Genomic DNA, 16644 nt, shown 5'->3' on the forward strand with positions numbered 1-16644 from the left:
TTCATGACTGAAGCAAAAGACAAAAGAAAGTTTGATTGGACAAAAATTTTCATAGGAATATCTCTACTTTTATGTGCATGCAGCCTTGCATTTATTTCAGTGAGTTTACGGCCAGTGGCTAAATGGGCTAATTATCAAAGTGTCTGTGTTGAACAAGAAAGCATCAAAGCTCCTATTTCATGGGCTGTTAGGAAGTGCAATGGACGTTCAAAGGTGTATCAAGTGAAATAAAACAAGGTCTTTTAAAAAAGATAGCTTCTATCACTAAATTGTTATGCTTGCTAACGAAAGAACTAAGATCTAAAAGTCAGTCTTCATAAAGGCTAAGGGATCCTGATCCTTCCATAATCATCTTTACTTCGATAGATTCTCTAAACAAGAAGCACGATAAAATTTCTATAAAATATTTGAAAGGCTATTGCAAAAAACAGCGGCAAGTAAGTCATCACTAACAATGAATAACAAGACAATTATTCCTCTTTTTCAACTTGCGTAATGCGGAGCTGCAGACCAATATATATAAAAAACCATCCAATTAGAGGGGTCCAAAGAGACCAATTATTTACATGGGGCGTTTCAAGAAATCCCATTAGTGTGTTCTATCAAATTAATTGCTGTTATATCAGGCTTACATTCTTCTGGATAAGAGATGACATTATGAGCCGTTAAGCCCGTAGAGATTGCTAACACTCCAATGGCAAGCAACCATTTCGTTCTCTCACTGACCAAGATTTTCTCCATAAAGACATTTATAGGGCTTTTAGCAAGTTAATCAATCTTTTGAAACCTTCTGGAATATCCAGACTAGACGAGAACTAGATCCTAAAAAAATTTGGGTGAAAATGACTACAGAAGTGTTTGCTGCATCAACTATTTGAATACAAATCTTATTTTCAAGTTACTTTGATAAGTCTAATAAAAACTAGGATTGTTTAATAGTTCCATAAACGTAGGAATCATTAATCGCATTTAGTTATTTGCTTGCTTCCAAATAAACCCAATAAGTAAAGACATTAAAATTAAAGGGAAAATGAATTTTAGTATCCCTACAACAATCAATACTCCAATTCCTATAAGTGAGTAGATAGCCCATTTAGGAATAAATCGAACAGCATTAAACCCGGCTGAACTAGAAGAAGGAATAACTTCAGGATCTATAGCCATTGAGGCGAATAATCAAATTATCTACAACCAAAAATAACTTACTTATTGTGAAAGGGGTATGGGTCTTTACTAAAGAGAAGAGAATATTTTCATAATAATCCACATTACTAAAGCTCCTTCAAAAAAAGCCATCCAATACAATGTGTAATTAGATAAACCCATTTCCTTCTGTGCTCTCTCAAGCATTGACTTGTGCCAAGTGATTAATTTCTTCATCGAATATTCTCCATAGCATTTCAGCCTTCCCAACCAATAAAAACATATCCATAACTTAACTCATAATTTTTGACAATTTGAACAAGTTGAATTTCGCCGACAAATTTAAACCGCCCCATGAAGCCTCATGGACTTGACACTCTATAGTAACTATGTACTATAGAGCTAAGCCTATGAGCCTTAAGAAAATGATTTCTACAGTTTCTCCAATGCCTTTTAAAGTATCTCAAACAGGAAGCAGATCATACGTGAACATGTCCTGGGATTCTTCTTATGAAGCATGGGTTGCTTATTCGCGGCCTGGGCCTGTATTCGAACCCCAGCTGCCCCGCATTAGCAAACGTTGGAGATATTAGATGATGAGTTTTTTCTATATATGGCTTGGATTTATCGTTCTAATGGCTGCCATAAGAAATAAAACTTGCTGAATTGATCAGATTTTTTCTGCTTTGTTAGATTTTGAACTTAGTTGAATTATAGAAATAACAATCACCAATATGGATAGCACGTCAAGAGCGATAAAATGGAACATAGCTTGAGTCTCGTTGCTTAGTTCTAACAGCAAATTAAACGCAGTCAAACCAAGTGAAACAAATAAATCTCAAATGCATCGAATATATTTACATAACTATGTTAGTCAAATACTTAATATCCCTAAGAATCAAAAGTCAAAAAATATTAATCCAGTAAAGTGGCATCTTTGACCTAAAGGTTATTAAGCTCTATTCAAATCGCAATAATTACTTTTGTAACTAGAGCGATATATAGCAAATATATTGAAGTCAATAAAAATAAAAAAGTGTTTTTGAATTACTGAATACTAACAACGATACTTCTTTCCCTAGGGCCATCTAGTTCAACCATAATTATGTCTTGATATTTGCCTAGTTGAAGTTTCCCATCTTTAAAAGGAACACTTACATGATTACCTAAAAGCAATGCCCTTAGATGGGAATGAGCGTTCTTTGGCTCATCTTTCGGGATATTATCTCTAAGGTGTAAATCATCATGCTTATAGCCTTGTGCTATAGGTGCCATCTCTTCTAACCATTTGCCTAGATCTAATATCAGCCTTTCTTCCATCTCGTTAATAATCATCCCAACCGTTGAATGCTGACTAAATGCACACACAACCCCTTCTAACTGTTGAGATGTATCTAAAAAGCTTTCTATTTGCTCAGTAATTGAGTGACAGCTATAAGAAGAAGTTGATTTAACGCTAATGATATGAGTAAGCATTTTTAAAATTACAGCAAAAATTCACTATTGATTCTCCATATATATTGGCGCTTTTTGAGAAATATTTACATAATATCGAAAATGACTTAACCGCTGTAGACAAAATCCGATCTAGTGATGCCCAATTATTTTAGTTTTAGCCACCTTCAAATACTATGCATTAACTAAGCAATGGGATTCGCACTCTCCTTAATGCTGCATTGAGTCTTTTCTCCTGGCTAATTTGATTAAAGGTGACTGAGCAAACTAATTAATTTCTGTTGAGATAATCCCTACATTACAAATTTATTCCCAGTAATAATAAAAGCATCCAAAAAAGACATTGAATAGATTTTTCAATCATCATCACTAATGAGCTGACTCAATGAAGTACTGTCTTAAATGAATTTATACCTTGTAGTTTTGGGAGGAAAAATAAAAGGGGGACATATTGAGATGCACGATATTCGTTGGGTAATTGGCAAAAATATTGAATCAACTATCCCGAAATTAAAGTCCGAATGGATTGGCAATTCTTTAGGGCTACACATAGATAGCTATAAATTAATTCAATTTGTAGATGGTTATCGAATTAAACTTATCAATAGAGATAAGAGCAAAGAGAGCTACGCCAACAAGCTTTGGTTCATTAACCTTGGAGGATATAAAACTGATGAGATGCTGGAACAGCATCACATAGAAATTGTAGTCGCAACATCAGCCCAAGAGGCTAAGAAGAAGGCTCGTAGCAGATGGTCCCAACCTATAAAACAAATCCACAAAGATGACCATGCTTCTATAATCCATTTTCAAGAATATACAGTCTTCTTAGAAACTGATCCTCAAAGCCGGGATGATGGAATGACTCCCGACTGGAGCGGATACTGGCTTATCAATTAATCTTCAAAGAGTTTTTCAATGACAAGAATCAACTTAATAAATCCAAGTGAGCTATCTGATCAACATTTAATTGCAGAATATAGAGAAATTTTCATGATTGGCTCTGCTCTCCAGCGTTCAATAAAGTCGAAAACCTGGGAAAAAACCAAGAAAAACTTACCCAAAGAATTCACCTTAAATATTGGGCATGTCAAATTCTTCTATAACAAGGGAAAATACCTCCACAAAAGATATATAAAGCTGATCGATGAAATGAAATGCAGAGGCATGAATCCAAATCCAGAACGGCAATTCAAAAAAGAGCAGTGGCCTAATGACTTTTACAAAGACTGGGGACCTAGCGCTCAAGATATTAAACTTATAAGAAAGAGGATCAAAGAAAAAATCAATCAAAAGCCAAATTGGTATCGCTGGACAAAAAAAAAGGCAACGAAGCAAGCCCAGAACATTAAATTTTTATAGTTGCTAGTTAATAACTAATTTCTTTTTACTAAAAACCGTGAAACCCAAAAAGGCAATCTCAACGTTTAAATAGAGCGAGCATTATAGAAATAGTCCAAGGTAATTTATCCCAATAATTGAGAAGTATTTTCTTATTCAACTTTATTTTTAATTACTAACAATTTATTATTTACTTTCATCCTTTGGATAAAAGCTCCAAAGGATTATTCCAATTGAAATGGTAATTAAGGTTAGACCGAACCATCCCCACAATTTGTTTTCGGTAAACAAATTAGTTAACATTGATTTTTCTTGATACCGCGCCTCCATTTGGTTTTGATAAATATCTACTACCAATAGGAAGCTTTTCATATACCATTTCTAGAGGTTTTTTGGAAACCTACTATATATGGAGGAAAAGTTAAATATAACTAATGAGTTGAAACAATGCTAAAAGGTCCTTATTTCATCTTGCATATAAGCCTCTAATGCCTAATCACCTTAAATTATTTTTTCTCATAGAGTTAAACTAATTTTCAGTTAATTTGATAATAAATCTACAAAATGTCTACTATTTCATAGGTGCAACAAATTTCAAGAACTGTTCATCTATCTCAATTGGCTTAACCTTGCAAGGGCTAACGTTGTCTCCCCAAGGATCTTGTACTCTGAAATCGGCTGCGATCTCATTGAGTTTTCTTTTAGTAGAAAGAGCCTTCCATTCAAGCCACATGTCACTAAGCATTAGCGTCTGACTATTACTTTGTGGGCCCTCGTCAAGCAATTTAGTTTGATAAGGTTGGAGATTAGGATTTAAGGCCTTGTACTCTTCTTTCCAATTTTCGTCGTTCATAATAAAAAAACGGCCTGTGGATATAGGCCGTAAATTATGTTTCCTAAATACATTTAAACTCTTTTACCAATTACGTGCCCTCGTAACTAATACTCAAAATCAAGCAGCTTCGCTAACTTGGTTATTTTGTCTAAAGCTTGATAGATCTATAGGCTGACGAAAGTAACTCTTGTCTTCTGTTTTATATCTAATCAATTCTTGGTATAACTCAGGAGTTAGTTCTGCCATATTCTCGCTGTAACAACTCCCAATAGTCTGTGGATTCAAAAATGGCATTCAGGACTTTGCAGCTTATGTGTGTTATATCAACTGATCTAATAAAAACCATAGGTAAGAACTACACTTGACTTATACAAAGCCGAATTAAACAAAGAAATTTGCTAAAGATTTGCTAAAGATTTGCTAAAGAAGAACTCTTTTAAATTAAAGCCTATGAATCAATCAAACTATTCTGCATAAAAGAGTTAAACGCTGTTGAGAAGACAATATTTATCCTCGTCAATAAGCTATACAAATTACTAATTCATTCGAATTAGAGCAAATCATTGAAGGTTTTCAACGCTTAAGCCTATGAAAAATTTGTTTAAAGACACTAAAATAACAGCAAGTTTACAAAGTAACTTTTCGCGAAGTTAAAGATCCTTTCTGGGAGCGAAAAACAAAGACGAGAGGAAGGCCTACAACAAGTAAAGCTGAAATCGACAAAATTATATTTATTGTGGAGCTACTTACTCCTAGCTCAGAAGAAGCTAAACCAAATAAAGTTTGTAGCATTTGATTGATCCTATATATAGAACTTCTACAAGATATAAATCATATGCTGACTCAATAATGTTAATTTACAACTTAAGCTTGGAATGATTTATACATTTAAATGCACCATTTATCATTTGACTCCCAAACAGTAGCCATAAAATTATATTTTATGGTTAAAGCATGGAAAATCTAGACAACAATATTCCTAATTCTCAAGAAACAGCAGGAGAAGGGGATCCTATTTCAAGTCAAGCTAAATCATCATCAATTAAAGCAGCATATGAAGCAACCTCAATCGAATCAAATCATCCAGAAACTCAAAACGATTCTTTAACAGAAACTGAAAATTCAAGCAAAGCTGAAGCAAGTAAAGTTTTAGAGAAAAAACCTATAGTGTTAAAAGAAATTAACAACCAAGATATATTTACTTCTATAGAAAAGGGGTTCCCAAAGCAAGAGTCTAAAATTGAATATGCATTCCCTCATCCAAGATATTGGATTGGTCCACGCTTTATGGCCATTTGGGTCCTACCAATAATTGTTATAAAGAAAATCAACGATTTAGCAAATAGACTAAATCCAGTAAGGCCATATGAAAAATTAGATTTCTCGGTTACCAAAGCAGACACAATATACACATCAACCAAGCAATCACTAGAAGGCAATGGATCTATGAGATTCTTTGGGGCACGCTTCCTAGCAATATGGGTATTACCTTTAGCTATTACTGGGATATTTATGGAATATCTTTTTGTAGCTCCTTTAACAGGTTCAAATCCATTTGGTTAACTCATTAAATAAGTCAACAAATTCCCAGTCAAAACAATAGATAGCCATGAAAAGGCTGTAATCGAAACAATAAAGAATAGGACTTGATCGATGGCTTTCATAACAATTAAGCAATGAAAATACCTCTACGAACAAATTGCATTGCGAAAATAGCGCCTAAGAAAAATACTGTTGGTATTCCCAAAGCATTTACAGCAAGTGTTCTAACAGTAAATACTGGATAACCTCCCTTTGGTCTGTTTTCCGGAATAACCCCACTATCTTCCCAATCTTGATAATTTTCGAAACCTAGTTGATTGTCTTCCCACTTGAAGACACCCCAATATGAAAGCCAGAAAATTGTTGAGAATGCTGCAATTAAAATTGGAGCTATGACAATTAAAGTTTTTAAAACCATTAAGTTTAAAGCATTTAACTTATTGATTTAATCTTTAGCATTTATCTAATTGATTAGTTTTTAATTTTATGTATTTTGCTTGTGCTTTCTTTTACTAAACATAGTTATTCTCAATGTCTTTGTATAAAGAGAACAAATTAAAATATTTTTTTTAACAACTAAAAGTATTAAGAGTTAAATTTATTTATTCATGTAATGAACAAGTTCATGAGAAAGCTATTGATTCTCTAGAGAGTTACAAGTATTTCAGCCATAATACTTTTGTGAATTGCTATCCCAAAGGAGTGCTTCATCAAATAAAAGGAGCAGGTGATCTCTGACACTCTAGGAACCATAGAATAAACTCTTTTACATAGTTAATTGGCAATAATAAGCTCAAAAAGGTAGGTGTTCTAGTTTTTGCATATAGGAAGTAACGTCAACACAACTTAGAAGAATGAGTTGTCAAAGTTCTATTCTATTCGTGTGCAAGCTAATTCTTGCCGAAAAAATAAAGTCAAAAAAAGCACTGTCGTTATTACAGGCAAGCAAGAAGGAGATATTAATTAAATGCTAAAGGCAAATCAGTCGAGTTTTCCTCTGGAAAAAGTTGCATTCCAATCATGCAACCCAATCTTGTATATCAGGGTATATTAATACTACATAGCCATTCAATGCATTCAATCTCATTTAACTATATATAATAATAAATGTTTGGAAACCTCATTAAGATTGGTAATGGCAAGATTTCTGTTCATTCCCCTTTTATTTACTAGTACTCTTTTAATTAGTTGCTCCACTCATACCAACAAGAGCAAAACCCGTGCTCTTTTTGATACCAAGACAGAAGCAGCAGAAGCAGCCAAAGATTTCAATTGCACTGGTGCTCATAAAATGGGAGACAAGTGGATGCCTTGTGAAAAGCATCCCAATCATGGTCATCACAATCACTAAATAAATGGCAGTTATTAATAGTCCTAATCAAGATCAATCAAAAGGTCCTTCTCACTGTGGGAGCAAGCCCAAAAAGATTGCTATAGGCATAGCACCACTTGGGTTCATATCAATTGGCATAGTCCCAATGGGAATTGTTTCTATAGGCATAGTTCCAATGTGAGTAGTATCTCTTGGGCTGGTGGCAATGGGAGTAGTAAACGCCTCCATTGTTGGTATGGGAATATTCTCTGCAGGGATAACAACTATGGGGATAAAAGTATGGAGTCCAATCGAGGTGGGGTTCCCCCAATCAACTATTGAGAATACACACCATTCATCTCCGAAAAACATTTACGCCTATCCCTCTAAATCGAAAGCAGAGGAAGAAGCTAAAAAGTTAGGATGTTTAGGGGTTCACAAAATGGGTCAATTATGGATGCCTTGTGCAACCCATAGACCTAATCAATAATTATCTAAATCTCCATTAATTCACAAATAAATTTGCCTTCTGATTCTCAAATAACAAACTCATACCAAGGGAATCAACTTGGCGATAGCATGCCCAAATTAATTTCAATTGGGATAGCACCTCGTGGAATTATTGCCATTGGATTAGTTCCCATGGGAATTGTCTCTATAGGCGCTGTCTCAATGGGACTTTTTACGATCGGAGTTGTTGGCATGGGGTTAATAAATGCTTGTATAGTAGGTTGTGGGATGATTGTTTACGGGGTTAAAATAATGAGTCTTAACTGAAAAAAGCTGTTTCAGAGTCAATGATACAAAGTAAATAAGCAGATATTTTTTCAGTAACTATTCGAATTTGTCTTCGTCAACTACAAACTCTTCGTCAACTAAACCTCTTCGTCAACTACACAACCTCTTCGTCAACTAAACCTCTTCGTCAGACGTAATATCCACAGGTTGAATTGGCACCATTTGATTGTCTGATGAGAAATCATCGTTATCTCCAACAAAAGGGAAATCTCCTACCTCGTAATTGTTGTCAAAACCTTTGATCAATAACTTCAACACATATAGAAGAACAAATAGCAGCGCAATTGGAAATATGAAATTAAATAGGAATTGATAGAGGACAATTCCTCCTATAGCAATTACAACAATAGCTATAAGGGTATTTTTGTTGATGTTCATCTTTTACCTTTAAAGGCACATTAATTTAAGATGTTTCTTAATTTCTAAGCAAAGGCTTCTCATTTCTTATCAACAGATTGCTTTCGATCTAACAAAGTCAAAAAATTTTAAACCATTTCACCAGCTATCAAATGCACCTAGGCGTGAACTATCAGCCAATACAAGCTTGTTCAATTAAAACCCACAGGATAGTATCTTCCTCCTAATTCATTCATATGACAAAGATCTAATATCATCAACTAGCAAATAAATAGATAGGAAAAGGGACCAGCCTTGTCCATTTCAACGAGTTTCATGCTGAAAGTTTTTCTTATTGAAACTCAGGAAAAGAATCAAAAAAGAAAATCCCAACCAAACGGCTGTAAATACAATCAATAAAAATGCGATAAAATTATAATCAGCCTCAAAAAAAAGAGCTGATTCATTTATTTGTCTTAAGTATTGATCGTTTAGGTAATGCATGCTTTTTAGTCATGCGTGTGAGCAATGCCCAATTCATGCATTCGTGCATGCTCATCAATGCTGTCTATTAGCAACTTAGAACCTGCTCCAAAGGTACTGTACATTCCATATGCTACTGAACCAAGCAAGAAAAATAAAATCGCTCCCGTCATTAGATAAGGAGCTAGATGAAGAGAAGAGTTTCCCAAATCATGAATTTATATACATGCAACTATCTTTCTTGAATAATAAGGAATTATCAAGAAAATTTTTTACATTAATTTGAAGATATAATTCCTTTTTAATGTTATTTAGATCCATTCATTTGTTTCATTTTATTCAAAAGATATTTGTACTAAAATAATGTCAAAATATACATAATTTAGTGTTCTTTCTAATCACTTCTATGTTAAATAAGTTTTTGCAGGTTTTTAATCTTTTTAAAGCGGGCGATTAAGGGTCAGTGGAATTTAATTTAAAATCTCTTTCCGCGACTCCTTATTCTAAAGGTATAAGAGAAAGAGTATAAGTTATCTCTTTTGTGCAACTCGCCAGAAAAGGAAGTAACCAATCAATGCAATAACTCCCCATACTGGAGCAGATAAATTCAGAGGAGAAGACCATTCAGTATGAATAAAGTAGTTTCCCATAGTAGTAAAAGTGCCAATTCAACATATACCTAGTTCAATTGGCCTATTAAAGCTATTCAGATGTAAAGCATTTCATATACATTAGATCAATTCAAGGTCTCGTTGGTAACAAATTTTACTCAAAGCCACTCAGGATAAGCAATAAAATATGAAAAGGCACCTTCCTCATCTAGGCCCCCAGTAAAATATCCATCTGGAAATTCAAATCTTTAATTAAAGTTCAAGATGATGATGGAATATTAAAAATAATACTTACTGAAAGAATAACCACTCGAGAAATTAAAAGTAGAAAAAGCTGGTTTTTCTTACACATCATTCAATCACCTTGTTTCTCTATATCCTTTGAGGAATGAATTCATCAACTCTTATTTTTTCTAGGCAAAATTGCCAATCCAGCAACACATAGAACACTGATAAGAGGGCCTGGAGATAAGTTAAATTGAAATGCCAGAAAAAAGCCTAATATTGAAATGCATAACCCAAAGATTGCAGATCGGATCATCGCAACCCACAAGCTTGGCGCTTGAATTAATCCCCATAAAGTTGGTGTAGAAAGTAAAGCAACAACAAGAATTACTCCAACTGCAGACATTGAGCTGACAATGACAAGAGCAGTTGTAAAGCCAAGAGCTAAGTTTAAAGAATCCACTTTTATTCCACTAGCTCTAGCACCTTCTGGGTCTAATCCAACATAAACAAGTTTGTCGTAACCAAAAATCATCAGACAAGCAAACACAAAAAATGCCAAAAAAGTTCTGATAAGATCTCCAAAATTTGCTGTCAATAAATCACCAAATAGAACAGCTTCTAAATCAATTCTGATGCCAAGAAGAGGTATAAGGAGAACGCCAAGGCCAAGTGATCCAGCAAGAATAATATTCATAACAGCTTCATAATTTTGACTTCGTTTATTAGTCCAATGTTCTGCAAGAAGTGATCCCAACAAACCGCTGAAAACTCCTCCAATTGAAGGATGAACACCTAGCGCTAGGGCTAATGCCAAGCCTGGCAAAACACAATGGGAAATTAAATTGACTTGTAATAATCGCTTATGTGTAATTAGAATAGTTCCCATGGCTGGACAAAGGAGTCCTGAAAATAGTGTTATAACAAGGGGGATTATCCACCAATTTGTATTTACAAAAGACATCAAGCAAATGATTCAGTATTGTTAGAAAGAGGGGTCAAATGAAGATCTTGCCAATGGATAGAAGTACACCTGAAATTAGTGAACGGCAAAAGCAATTGCTTCAAGAACTCAAAAAATGTAATGATGAATTGAGTGGTCAAGAGTTGCATAGACAATTGCACCAAAGTGAGAATGCCATGGGGTTGGCAACTGTATATAGAAATTTGCAAGTACTTGTAAAACAAGGGTTGGTTCGTTCTAGGCATCTGCCAACAGGTGAAGTTCTCTATACACCAGTTGAGAGAGATATTCATCATTTAACTTGTGTTAATTGTGGAGAAACTACACGCTTGGAAGGATGCCCTGTAAACACAATGAATGTACCCAAGAAAACCTCTGAAAAATTCGAACTCTTGTTCCATACTCTGGAGTTCTTTGGTCTTTGCCAAAATTGCCTTCAGAAAAAAGAGTCTTGATGAAATTTGAAGACTATTAAGCACAGCAATTATTACTCATACAATTAATAGAATCTAGTTTTTCTTGTACTTCTTGAGGCCTACCCGAAGCTAAAACAGTCTTGTCCAGAGCGACAACCTTGTCATAAGCATCTAAAGACTTACCCCAATCATGACTACTAACAAAAAGTGTTAAACCAGCATCGGCTAATTGACGAATGATAATTAAAAACTGTTCTCTAGTAGGCGGATCTAATGAAGAGCATGGCTCATCAAGTAGAAATATTGAGGCAGGTCTCATCAAAGTTTTTGCAAGTAATGCTTTTTGTTGTTGACCACCTGATAAAGAATCAAGTCTCCTTTTTGATAGCTCAGATATTCCAACTCTTTGGAGTGCTGCTTCTAATTCACAACATGCTGATCTGCAATGATTTACTCGCCCTAAAGAAACCAATCCTTCAACAGTAATAGGAAAATTCCAATTTAAAAGTCCTCTTTGTGGCATTAAAGCAATTTGATCTAACTCTCCCATTAAGGGTTTACCATCAACATTGACCTGGCCTTTTCTTGGCTTAGCTTGTCCCTGCAGCAGACGTAATAACGTTGATTTGCCAGCACCATTTGGACCAACAAGTGCTGTCAAAGTTCCTGGAGCGAGCTGTATTGAGACATCATTCAAAACAGGTTTACTTTCAGCTGAATAGGAATATGTCAAATTTTCAGCAAGCAAACTAGCCATGAATTAAAGCATTCCCTAACAAAACGGTAAGATTGATAACGATTATCATTATAGTATATAAAATACAAGTAATTTGGAGCATAATGTTAAATCGCTTCACCAGTTCAGAGCAAAGCAAATCATCCATTAGCAAAACAATCATTAACACCTCTATTTTAGCTGGTGCTGTTTTTTTGTCTGGAATTTCAGAGGGAGTACAAGCTAATTCCAAGCCATTAGTTGCCGTAGAACCAATTGTCTGTGACTTGCTTACTGCAATCGCTCTGCCTTCAAATACAGTTACTTGCTTAATAGATAGAAAACAAGATGTTCATGACTTCCAAATTAATCCTAAGCAAGCTCAAATTCTTAGCAATGCAGGGCAAGTCTTTACTCTTGGGCAAGAGATGACTCCCGCAATGAAAAAATGGCTGGATAATCCCATAACGGTTGTTGTCGGTGTAAGTGCAATAGAAATTGACGATCACGATGACCATGCTGATCATTCATCTGCTAAACATGATGACCACGACGATCATGACGACCACGATGATCATTCATCTGCTAAACATGATGACCATGGAGACGAAGCCTTTGAATGGGCTGGTGTCTTTGAACTTCTACGAGGAACATACCAATGGTCTTTTGCAAAAGTCGATGGAGGCTATGCGGATCCTGCAATGAAAATGGTCATTCTGGAATCTGGGGATATTGAAGCATCAGAAGAGCTTGCTGAAGAATTATTAGAGTCCAAAAATTCAGAAGTTAAACGCAATAATGACAAACTTGTTGCACAAGAAAAAGCCTATGTTCTTAGATTTAATGAGAGAAAAGACAGCACAACATTCAATGTAGAAATCAAAAAAGCTGGTAAATATGCATTCTTTACTGAGCATATGCCTTTTGAGTTTGAAGCCGATGAACATTTCTTTAAAGATGTTTCAGGCGATGATATTGAACCGATAGCTCAAGTTCCAGATGAAGGCGGTGATCATCATCACCATGATCATGGGAAACTAGATCCACATGTTTGGCATGACCCTCATAACATCATCAAGATAGGGAATGTCATCTCTAAAAATCTCAACAAGAAAATTTCATTCTTTGATAAAGAAACTAAAAAAGTTTTAAAAGAAAGAACACAATCTGTTAATTCTATTTTAGAAGGTTTAGATCAATGGACTCAAAGACAAGTAGCCACAATCCCTTCTAATCAAAGGACGCTAGTTTCTAAGCATAAAGCTATGGAATACTACGGGGATGCATTTGGTTTGAAAACTATTAGCTTATTAGATTTTCTTGGTCATTCATCGAGTCTTAGGCCTCAAAACATTACAAAAGTAATCACAGAACTTAGAGGAGAGAATGTAAAAGTATTGTTCTCTGAGCAAAAACCACCTTCTAAGTTGATGAGAAACTTAAGCAGACAAACCTCTACCCCTATAGCAAAACAACAGATTTTTGTTGATGGTTTAATGCCAACAGGAAACACGATTTCTGTAGCTGTTCATAACACTTGTACTATCGTCAACTCTTTGGGTGGTTCCTGCAATAAGAAAGCAGGTAATCAACTCGTAAATAGATGGGATACCTTAACTAAACGTTAATTTTAAAGCCCCCTCTTCTTTAAAAGTTACAAATTCAACTCAAATGACATCATCTGAATTTAAAGGTATCAAAACTTATAAAAAATACTGGGAAGATCAAGCAAGTTTTATGGATCAATTGCCCTGGAACCAGAAAAAAATCTTAAAGTTAACTCTCTCAAATGATTTTGAGGAAAATATTGAAGAACTTAAATTTTCTAATCACTCTCTTGCAAGAGAAAATGGACAATTAACTTTACGCTTAAAAGTTCCATACAACTACTCTCAGATCGATGATTTTGAGTTAAAGGCTCTAGGACTCTTGGGTATAGATAGAAGTTGCTTAATCGATATGAGCTTGACCAATTCTAATTGTACTAAAGACTTAACAAAAACAAAATGACTATCGGACAAAAAGTACCTGTCACCATCCTTACGGGCTTCCTCGGCTCTGGGAAAACGACTCTCCTTAATCGAATTCTGAGTGAAGAACACGGTAAACGAATCGCTGTAATCGAAAACGAATATGGTGAAGTAGGTATTGATCAGGGTCTGGTCATTAATGCTGACGAAGAAGTCTTTGAAATGTCCAACGGTTGCATTTGTTGCACCGTTCGTGGAGACCTGATTCGCGTATTGGGCAATCTCATGAAGCGACGAGATAAATTCGACTATGTGTTGGTTGAGACAACAGGACTTGCTGATCCTGGCCCTGTTGCTCAGACATTTTTTATGGATGACGAAATCCGTAATGAATTTTCTCTTGATGGCATTGTTACTCTCGTTGATGCGGCTCATATTGATCAGCAACTCGGTCGCAGTGATGAAAGTTCTGAGCAGGTTGCCTTCGCAGATGTTCTTGTCCTAAATAAAACGGACTTAGTTTCTGATGAATCTCTTGATATTCTTGAATCACGGCTACGAGATATGAATCGTATGGCTCGTGTTGTGCGTAGTAAGCAAGCGGAGGTGTCTATTGATACTGTGCTAAACCTTAGTGCTTTTGATCTAGATCAGGTGTTAAAGCGTCGCCCCACTTTTCTTGAGCCAGAATATCCATTCGAGTGGACAGGTGTCTTTTCTCTTGAGAAAGGTCGTTATGAACTTAGCCTTGAAGAAGGTCCTGATCCCACTATGTCACTCGTAGTTCTGGGAGATCAGGGGATTGACGAAGCGGCTCTTAATGCTGGTGCGGAGTCTTGCGTAAGACTTTACGCTGACTCTGCGAAACTTCTTCATCCGGGAAGCACAGTCCCAATTGAAAAACATGTCAGTCTTCAGCTTCAGTCTAATGGGCGTAAGTCTTTCTTTTTAGAACTAGATAACCCTACTCATATTGGGCTGTTCACCCAGCACACAGCAGAGGAATTTGATATCAAAGTATCCCGAGTTGATACTTTAATTTCTACAATTGAAAGTAATGGCAAAATCGAGGCTTTGGTCCAACCTGAAACTGAGCGGACTTGGGTAGCAGAGCATGAACATGATGATGAAGTGGGCTCAATTGCTATCGAGCGACTAGGTGATGTCGATCCAGAAAAACTCAATAAGTGGTTGAGTCGACTCCTATCAGAAAAAGGTGTAGATATATTTAGGACAAAAGGATTTATAAGTTATGCGGGCGAATCCAGGCGAATGGTTTTTCAAGGGGTTCACATGCTCTTCACTGCTCAGCCAGATAAAGAGTGGGGAAGTGAACCTCGCCGCAATCAATTGGTGTTTATCGGCAGAAATCTTGATGAAGAAGAAATGTCTCGAGAGTTTGATAAATGCCTGGTGTAGAAGGATTTAGTCCCCAGGGGATGCTTCACGAGGGCTGGAGTGCTGAAGTTGAAGACTATGGAATAGTTTGTGGGTGGATCTTAGGAGGCAAAGCACTCTTAGTAGGTGATGTTGCAAGTGGACTTTATTTATTTGAGGGTAAATCTGGAACCCCCCTTTGGCAGAAAAAAGAGGTCCATAAAGGAGGCCTACTCGCATTGTCTATACACCCAGATGGAGATATTTTTGCAACTTCAGGACAGGATGGACGTGCTCTTATTTGGAATGGCGAAGAAGGTGAGTCAACTAACGTAATAGAGCTTGGAGACGGTTGGGTCGAACACCTTAGATGGTCACCAGATGGACGTTTCTTGGCTGTAGCCTTTTCTCGCAGAGTGCATGTATATGGGATTGATGGCCACGAGTATTGGAAATCAGGAGAACACCCAAGCACTATTAGCTCGATCGCTTGGTCAAAGTCAAATGAACTAGCAACTGCATGCTATGGCCGAGTAACTTTTTTTGACGTAGTTAGTGACAAGGTCAATCAAAAACTGGAATGGAAAGGTTCACTAGTGTCTATGGTACTTAGTCCTAATGGTGATGTTGTGGTTTGCGGTAGTCAGGATAATTCTGTACATTTCTGGCGACGCTCAACTGATCAAGACTCTGAAATGACTGGGTATCCGGGTAAGCCAAGCCAGTTAGCATTTGATCAGAGTGGCACAGTCCTCGCTACTGGGGGAAGTGATGTTATAACAGTTTGGAGCTTTGAAGGTAATGGCCCTGAAGGCACTGTCCCTGGACAATTATCTCTTCATGCTGAATCGATTTCTTGTCTTGCTTTTTCCAATCAAGGAATGCTTCTTGCCTCAGGAGCTAGAGATGGTTCAGTTCTTGTTTGGTTTCTCAAGAGTAATGGTGATGGTGACCCACTTGGTGGAGCATACGCAGGAGAGCTTGTCTCCGCAATTGCATGGCGGCCTGATGACTGTGCTTTGGCCGCAGTTAATTCAAAAGGAGGGGTTACTGTTTGGACTTTTAAAATTCGCACCAAAACATCTCCTAAAGGCTTCTCATGATCTATTTTCTACAGAAAT

23 protein-coding genes and 1 pseudogene are annotated in these 16644 nt (G+C 36.2%); 12 read left to right on the forward strand and 12 right to left on the reverse strand.

Annotated features, from left to right (window positions below; genetic code table 11):
- Positions 1-3 precede the first annotated feature (3 nt).
- Positions 4-231, forward strand: a complete 228-nt coding sequence (locus PRO_RS07275) for a hypothetical protein (protein WP_011125632.1) — start codon at positions 4-6, stop codon at positions 229-231.
- 345 nt (positions 232-576) lie between these two features.
- Here the strand turns inward: PRO_RS07275 and PRO_RS09445 are convergent, their stop codons facing one another.
- From PRO_RS09445 to PRO_RS07285, 4 genes are all read right to left on the reverse strand, one after another.
- A complete protein-coding gene (locus tag PRO_RS09445) occupies positions 577-741 on the reverse strand; it encodes a hypothetical protein (RefSeq protein WP_011125633.1) in 165 nt (54 codons plus the stop codon).
- Positions 742-969: 228 nt separating this feature from the next.
- A complete protein-coding gene (locus tag PRO_RS07280; RefSeq protein ID WP_011125634.1) occupies positions 970-1164 on the reverse strand; it encodes a hypothetical protein in 195 nt (64 codons plus the stop codon).
- A gap of 69 nt (positions 1165-1233) precedes the next feature.
- Positions 1234-1380, reverse strand: a complete 147-nt coding sequence (locus PRO_RS09450; RefSeq protein WP_036892030.1) for a hypothetical protein — start codon at positions 1378-1380, stop codon at positions 1234-1236.
- 810 nt (positions 1381-2190) lie between these two features.
- On the reverse strand, positions 2191-2619 hold the full coding sequence (locus PRO_RS07285; RefSeq protein WP_011125638.1) for a secondary thiamine-phosphate synthase enzyme YjbQ: 429 nt from the start codon (positions 2617-2619) through the stop codon (positions 2191-2193).
- A 381-nt stretch (positions 2620-3000) separates the two neighbouring features.
- Between PRO_RS07285 and PRO_RS07290 the strand changes: the two genes are divergently transcribed.
- Together PRO_RS07290 and PRO_RS07295 are read left to right on the forward strand one after the other, a co-directional pair.
- Positions 3001-3498, forward strand: coding sequence for a DUF1543 domain-containing protein (locus PRO_RS07290; RefSeq protein WP_011125639.1), 498 nt, complete (start codon positions 3001-3003; stop codon positions 3496-3498).
- 18 nt (positions 3499-3516) lie between these two features.
- Positions 3517-3960: a pyrimidine dimer DNA glycosylase/endonuclease V gene (locus tag PRO_RS07295; RefSeq protein WP_011125640.1), complete on the forward strand. Its 444-nt coding sequence runs from the start codon at positions 3517-3519 to the stop codon at positions 3958-3960.
- 550 nt (positions 3961-4510) lie between these two features.
- On the opposite strand, the gene PRO_RS07300 is transcribed toward PRO_RS07295, so the two are convergent.
- The 3 genes from PRO_RS07300 to PRO_RS07310 form a co-directional block, all read right to left on the reverse strand.
- Positions 4511-4792 (reverse strand): hypothetical protein, encoded by a 282-nt coding sequence (locus PRO_RS07300; RefSeq protein WP_011125642.1) that lies wholly within the window; start codon positions 4790-4792, stop codon positions 4511-4513.
- 99 nt (positions 4793-4891) lie between these two features.
- Positions 4892-5068, reverse strand: a complete 177-nt coding sequence (locus PRO_RS07305) for a hypothetical protein (RefSeq protein WP_011125643.1) — start codon at positions 5066-5068, stop codon at positions 4892-4894.
- Positions 5069-5401: 333 nt separating this feature from the next.
- Complete coding sequence (locus tag PRO_RS07310; protein WP_164923243.1) at positions 5402-5566, reverse strand: hypothetical protein; 165 nt, start codon at positions 5564-5566, stop codon at positions 5402-5404.
- Positions 5567-5728: 162 nt separating this feature from the next.
- Here PRO_RS07310 and PRO_RS07315 point away from each other — a divergent pair, with 162 nt between their 5' ends.
- Positions 5729-6337 carry a hypothetical protein gene (locus tag PRO_RS07315; protein ID WP_011125644.1) on the forward strand — a complete coding sequence of 203 codons (609 nt, stop codon included), beginning with the start codon at positions 5729-5731 and terminating at the stop codon, positions 6335-6337.
- Positions 6338-6443: 106 nt separating this feature from the next.
- On the opposite strand, the gene psbF is transcribed toward PRO_RS07315, so the two are convergent.
- A complete protein-coding gene (gene psbF, locus PRO_RS07320) occupies positions 6444-6734 on the reverse strand; it encodes a cytochrome b559 subunit beta, long form (protein WP_011125645.1) in 291 nt (96 codons plus the stop codon).
- 693 nt (positions 6735-7427) lie between these two features.
- Between psbF and PRO_RS07325 the strand changes: the two genes are divergently transcribed.
- The 3 genes and pseudogenes from PRO_RS07325 (at position 7428) to PRO_RS07335 (ending at position 8405) form a co-directional block, all read left to right on the forward strand.
- Complete coding sequence (locus PRO_RS07325; protein WP_011125646.1) at positions 7428-7667, forward strand: DUF3721 domain-containing protein; 240 nt, start codon at positions 7428-7430, stop codon at positions 7665-7667.
- Between the two features lie 4 nt (positions 7668-7671).
- Positions 7672-8118, forward strand: a pseudogene (locus PRO_RS07330) (hypothetical protein).
- Between the two features lie 32 nt (positions 8119-8150).
- The gene (locus tag PRO_RS07335; protein ID WP_011125649.1) at positions 8151-8405 is read left to right on the forward strand and encodes a hypothetical protein; all 255 of its coding nucleotides are present in this window, start codon (positions 8151-8153) and stop codon (positions 8403-8405) included.
- A gap of 135 nt (positions 8406-8540) precedes the next feature.
- On the opposite strand, the gene PRO_RS07340 is transcribed toward PRO_RS07335, so the two are convergent.
- The 3 genes from PRO_RS07340 to PRO_RS07350 form a co-directional block, all read right to left on the reverse strand.
- Positions 8541-8804, reverse strand: coding sequence for a hypothetical protein (locus tag PRO_RS07340; protein ID WP_011125650.1), 264 nt, complete (start codon positions 8802-8804; stop codon positions 8541-8543).
- A 467-nt stretch (positions 8805-9271) separates the two neighbouring features.
- Positions 9272-9418, reverse strand: a complete 147-nt coding sequence (locus PRO_RS07345) for a hypothetical protein (RefSeq protein WP_036892051.1) — start codon at positions 9416-9418, stop codon at positions 9272-9274.
- Between the two features lie 835 nt (positions 9419-10253).
- Positions 10254-11045 carry a metal ABC transporter permease gene (locus PRO_RS07350; protein ID WP_011125652.1) on the reverse strand — a complete coding sequence of 264 codons (792 nt, stop codon included), beginning with the start codon at positions 11043-11045 and terminating at the stop codon, positions 10254-10256.
- Positions 11046-11083: 38 nt separating this feature from the next.
- Here PRO_RS07350 and PRO_RS07355 point away from each other — a divergent pair, with 38 nt between their 5' ends.
- Entirely contained in the window at positions 11084-11500 is a 417-nt protein-coding gene (locus tag PRO_RS07355) for a Fur family transcriptional regulator (protein WP_225866385.1), read from the forward strand.
- Positions 11501-11516: 16 nt separating this feature from the next.
- Here PRO_RS07355 and PRO_RS07360 read toward each other — a convergent pair whose 3' ends face one another.
- Positions 11517-12218 (reverse strand): ABC transporter ATP-binding protein, encoded by a 702-nt coding sequence (locus tag PRO_RS07360; protein WP_011125654.1) that lies wholly within the window; start codon positions 12216-12218, stop codon positions 11517-11519.
- An 83-nt stretch (positions 12219-12301) separates the two neighbouring features.
- Here PRO_RS07360 and PRO_RS07365 point away from each other — a divergent pair, with 83 nt between their 5' ends.
- From PRO_RS07365 to PRO_RS07380, 4 genes are read left to right on the forward strand one after another with little or no spacing between them, the layout of a single operon-like run.
- The gene (locus tag PRO_RS07365; protein ID WP_011125655.1) at positions 12302-13804 is read left to right on the forward strand and encodes a metal ABC transporter substrate-binding protein; all 1503 of its coding nucleotides are present in this window, start codon (positions 12302-12304) and stop codon (positions 13802-13804) included.
- 43 nt (positions 13805-13847) lie between these two features.
- Positions 13848-14186, forward strand: coding sequence for a hypothetical protein (locus PRO_RS07370; protein ID WP_011125656.1), 339 nt, complete (start codon positions 13848-13850; stop codon positions 14184-14186).
- The gene (locus tag PRO_RS07375) at positions 14183-15565 is read left to right on the forward strand and encodes a CobW family GTP-binding protein (protein ID WP_011125657.1); all 1383 of its coding nucleotides are present in this window, start codon (positions 14183-14185) and stop codon (positions 15563-15565) included. Before PRO_RS07370 ends, PRO_RS07375 begins: the two co-directional genes overlap by 4 nt.
- Entirely contained in the window at positions 15553-16626 is a 1074-nt protein-coding gene (locus PRO_RS07380; RefSeq protein WP_011125658.1) for a WD40 repeat domain-containing protein, read from the forward strand. The genes PRO_RS07375 and PRO_RS07380 overlap by 13 nt, the downstream gene beginning before the upstream one ends.
- Positions 16627-16644 lie beyond the last annotated feature (18 nt).

Origin of the sequence: Prochlorococcus marinus subsp. marinus str. CCMP1375, from assembly GCF_000007925.1 — a bacterium.
Lineage (GTDB): Bacteria > Cyanobacteriota > Cyanobacteriia > PCC-6307 > Cyanobiaceae > Prochlorococcus_E > Prochlorococcus_E marinus.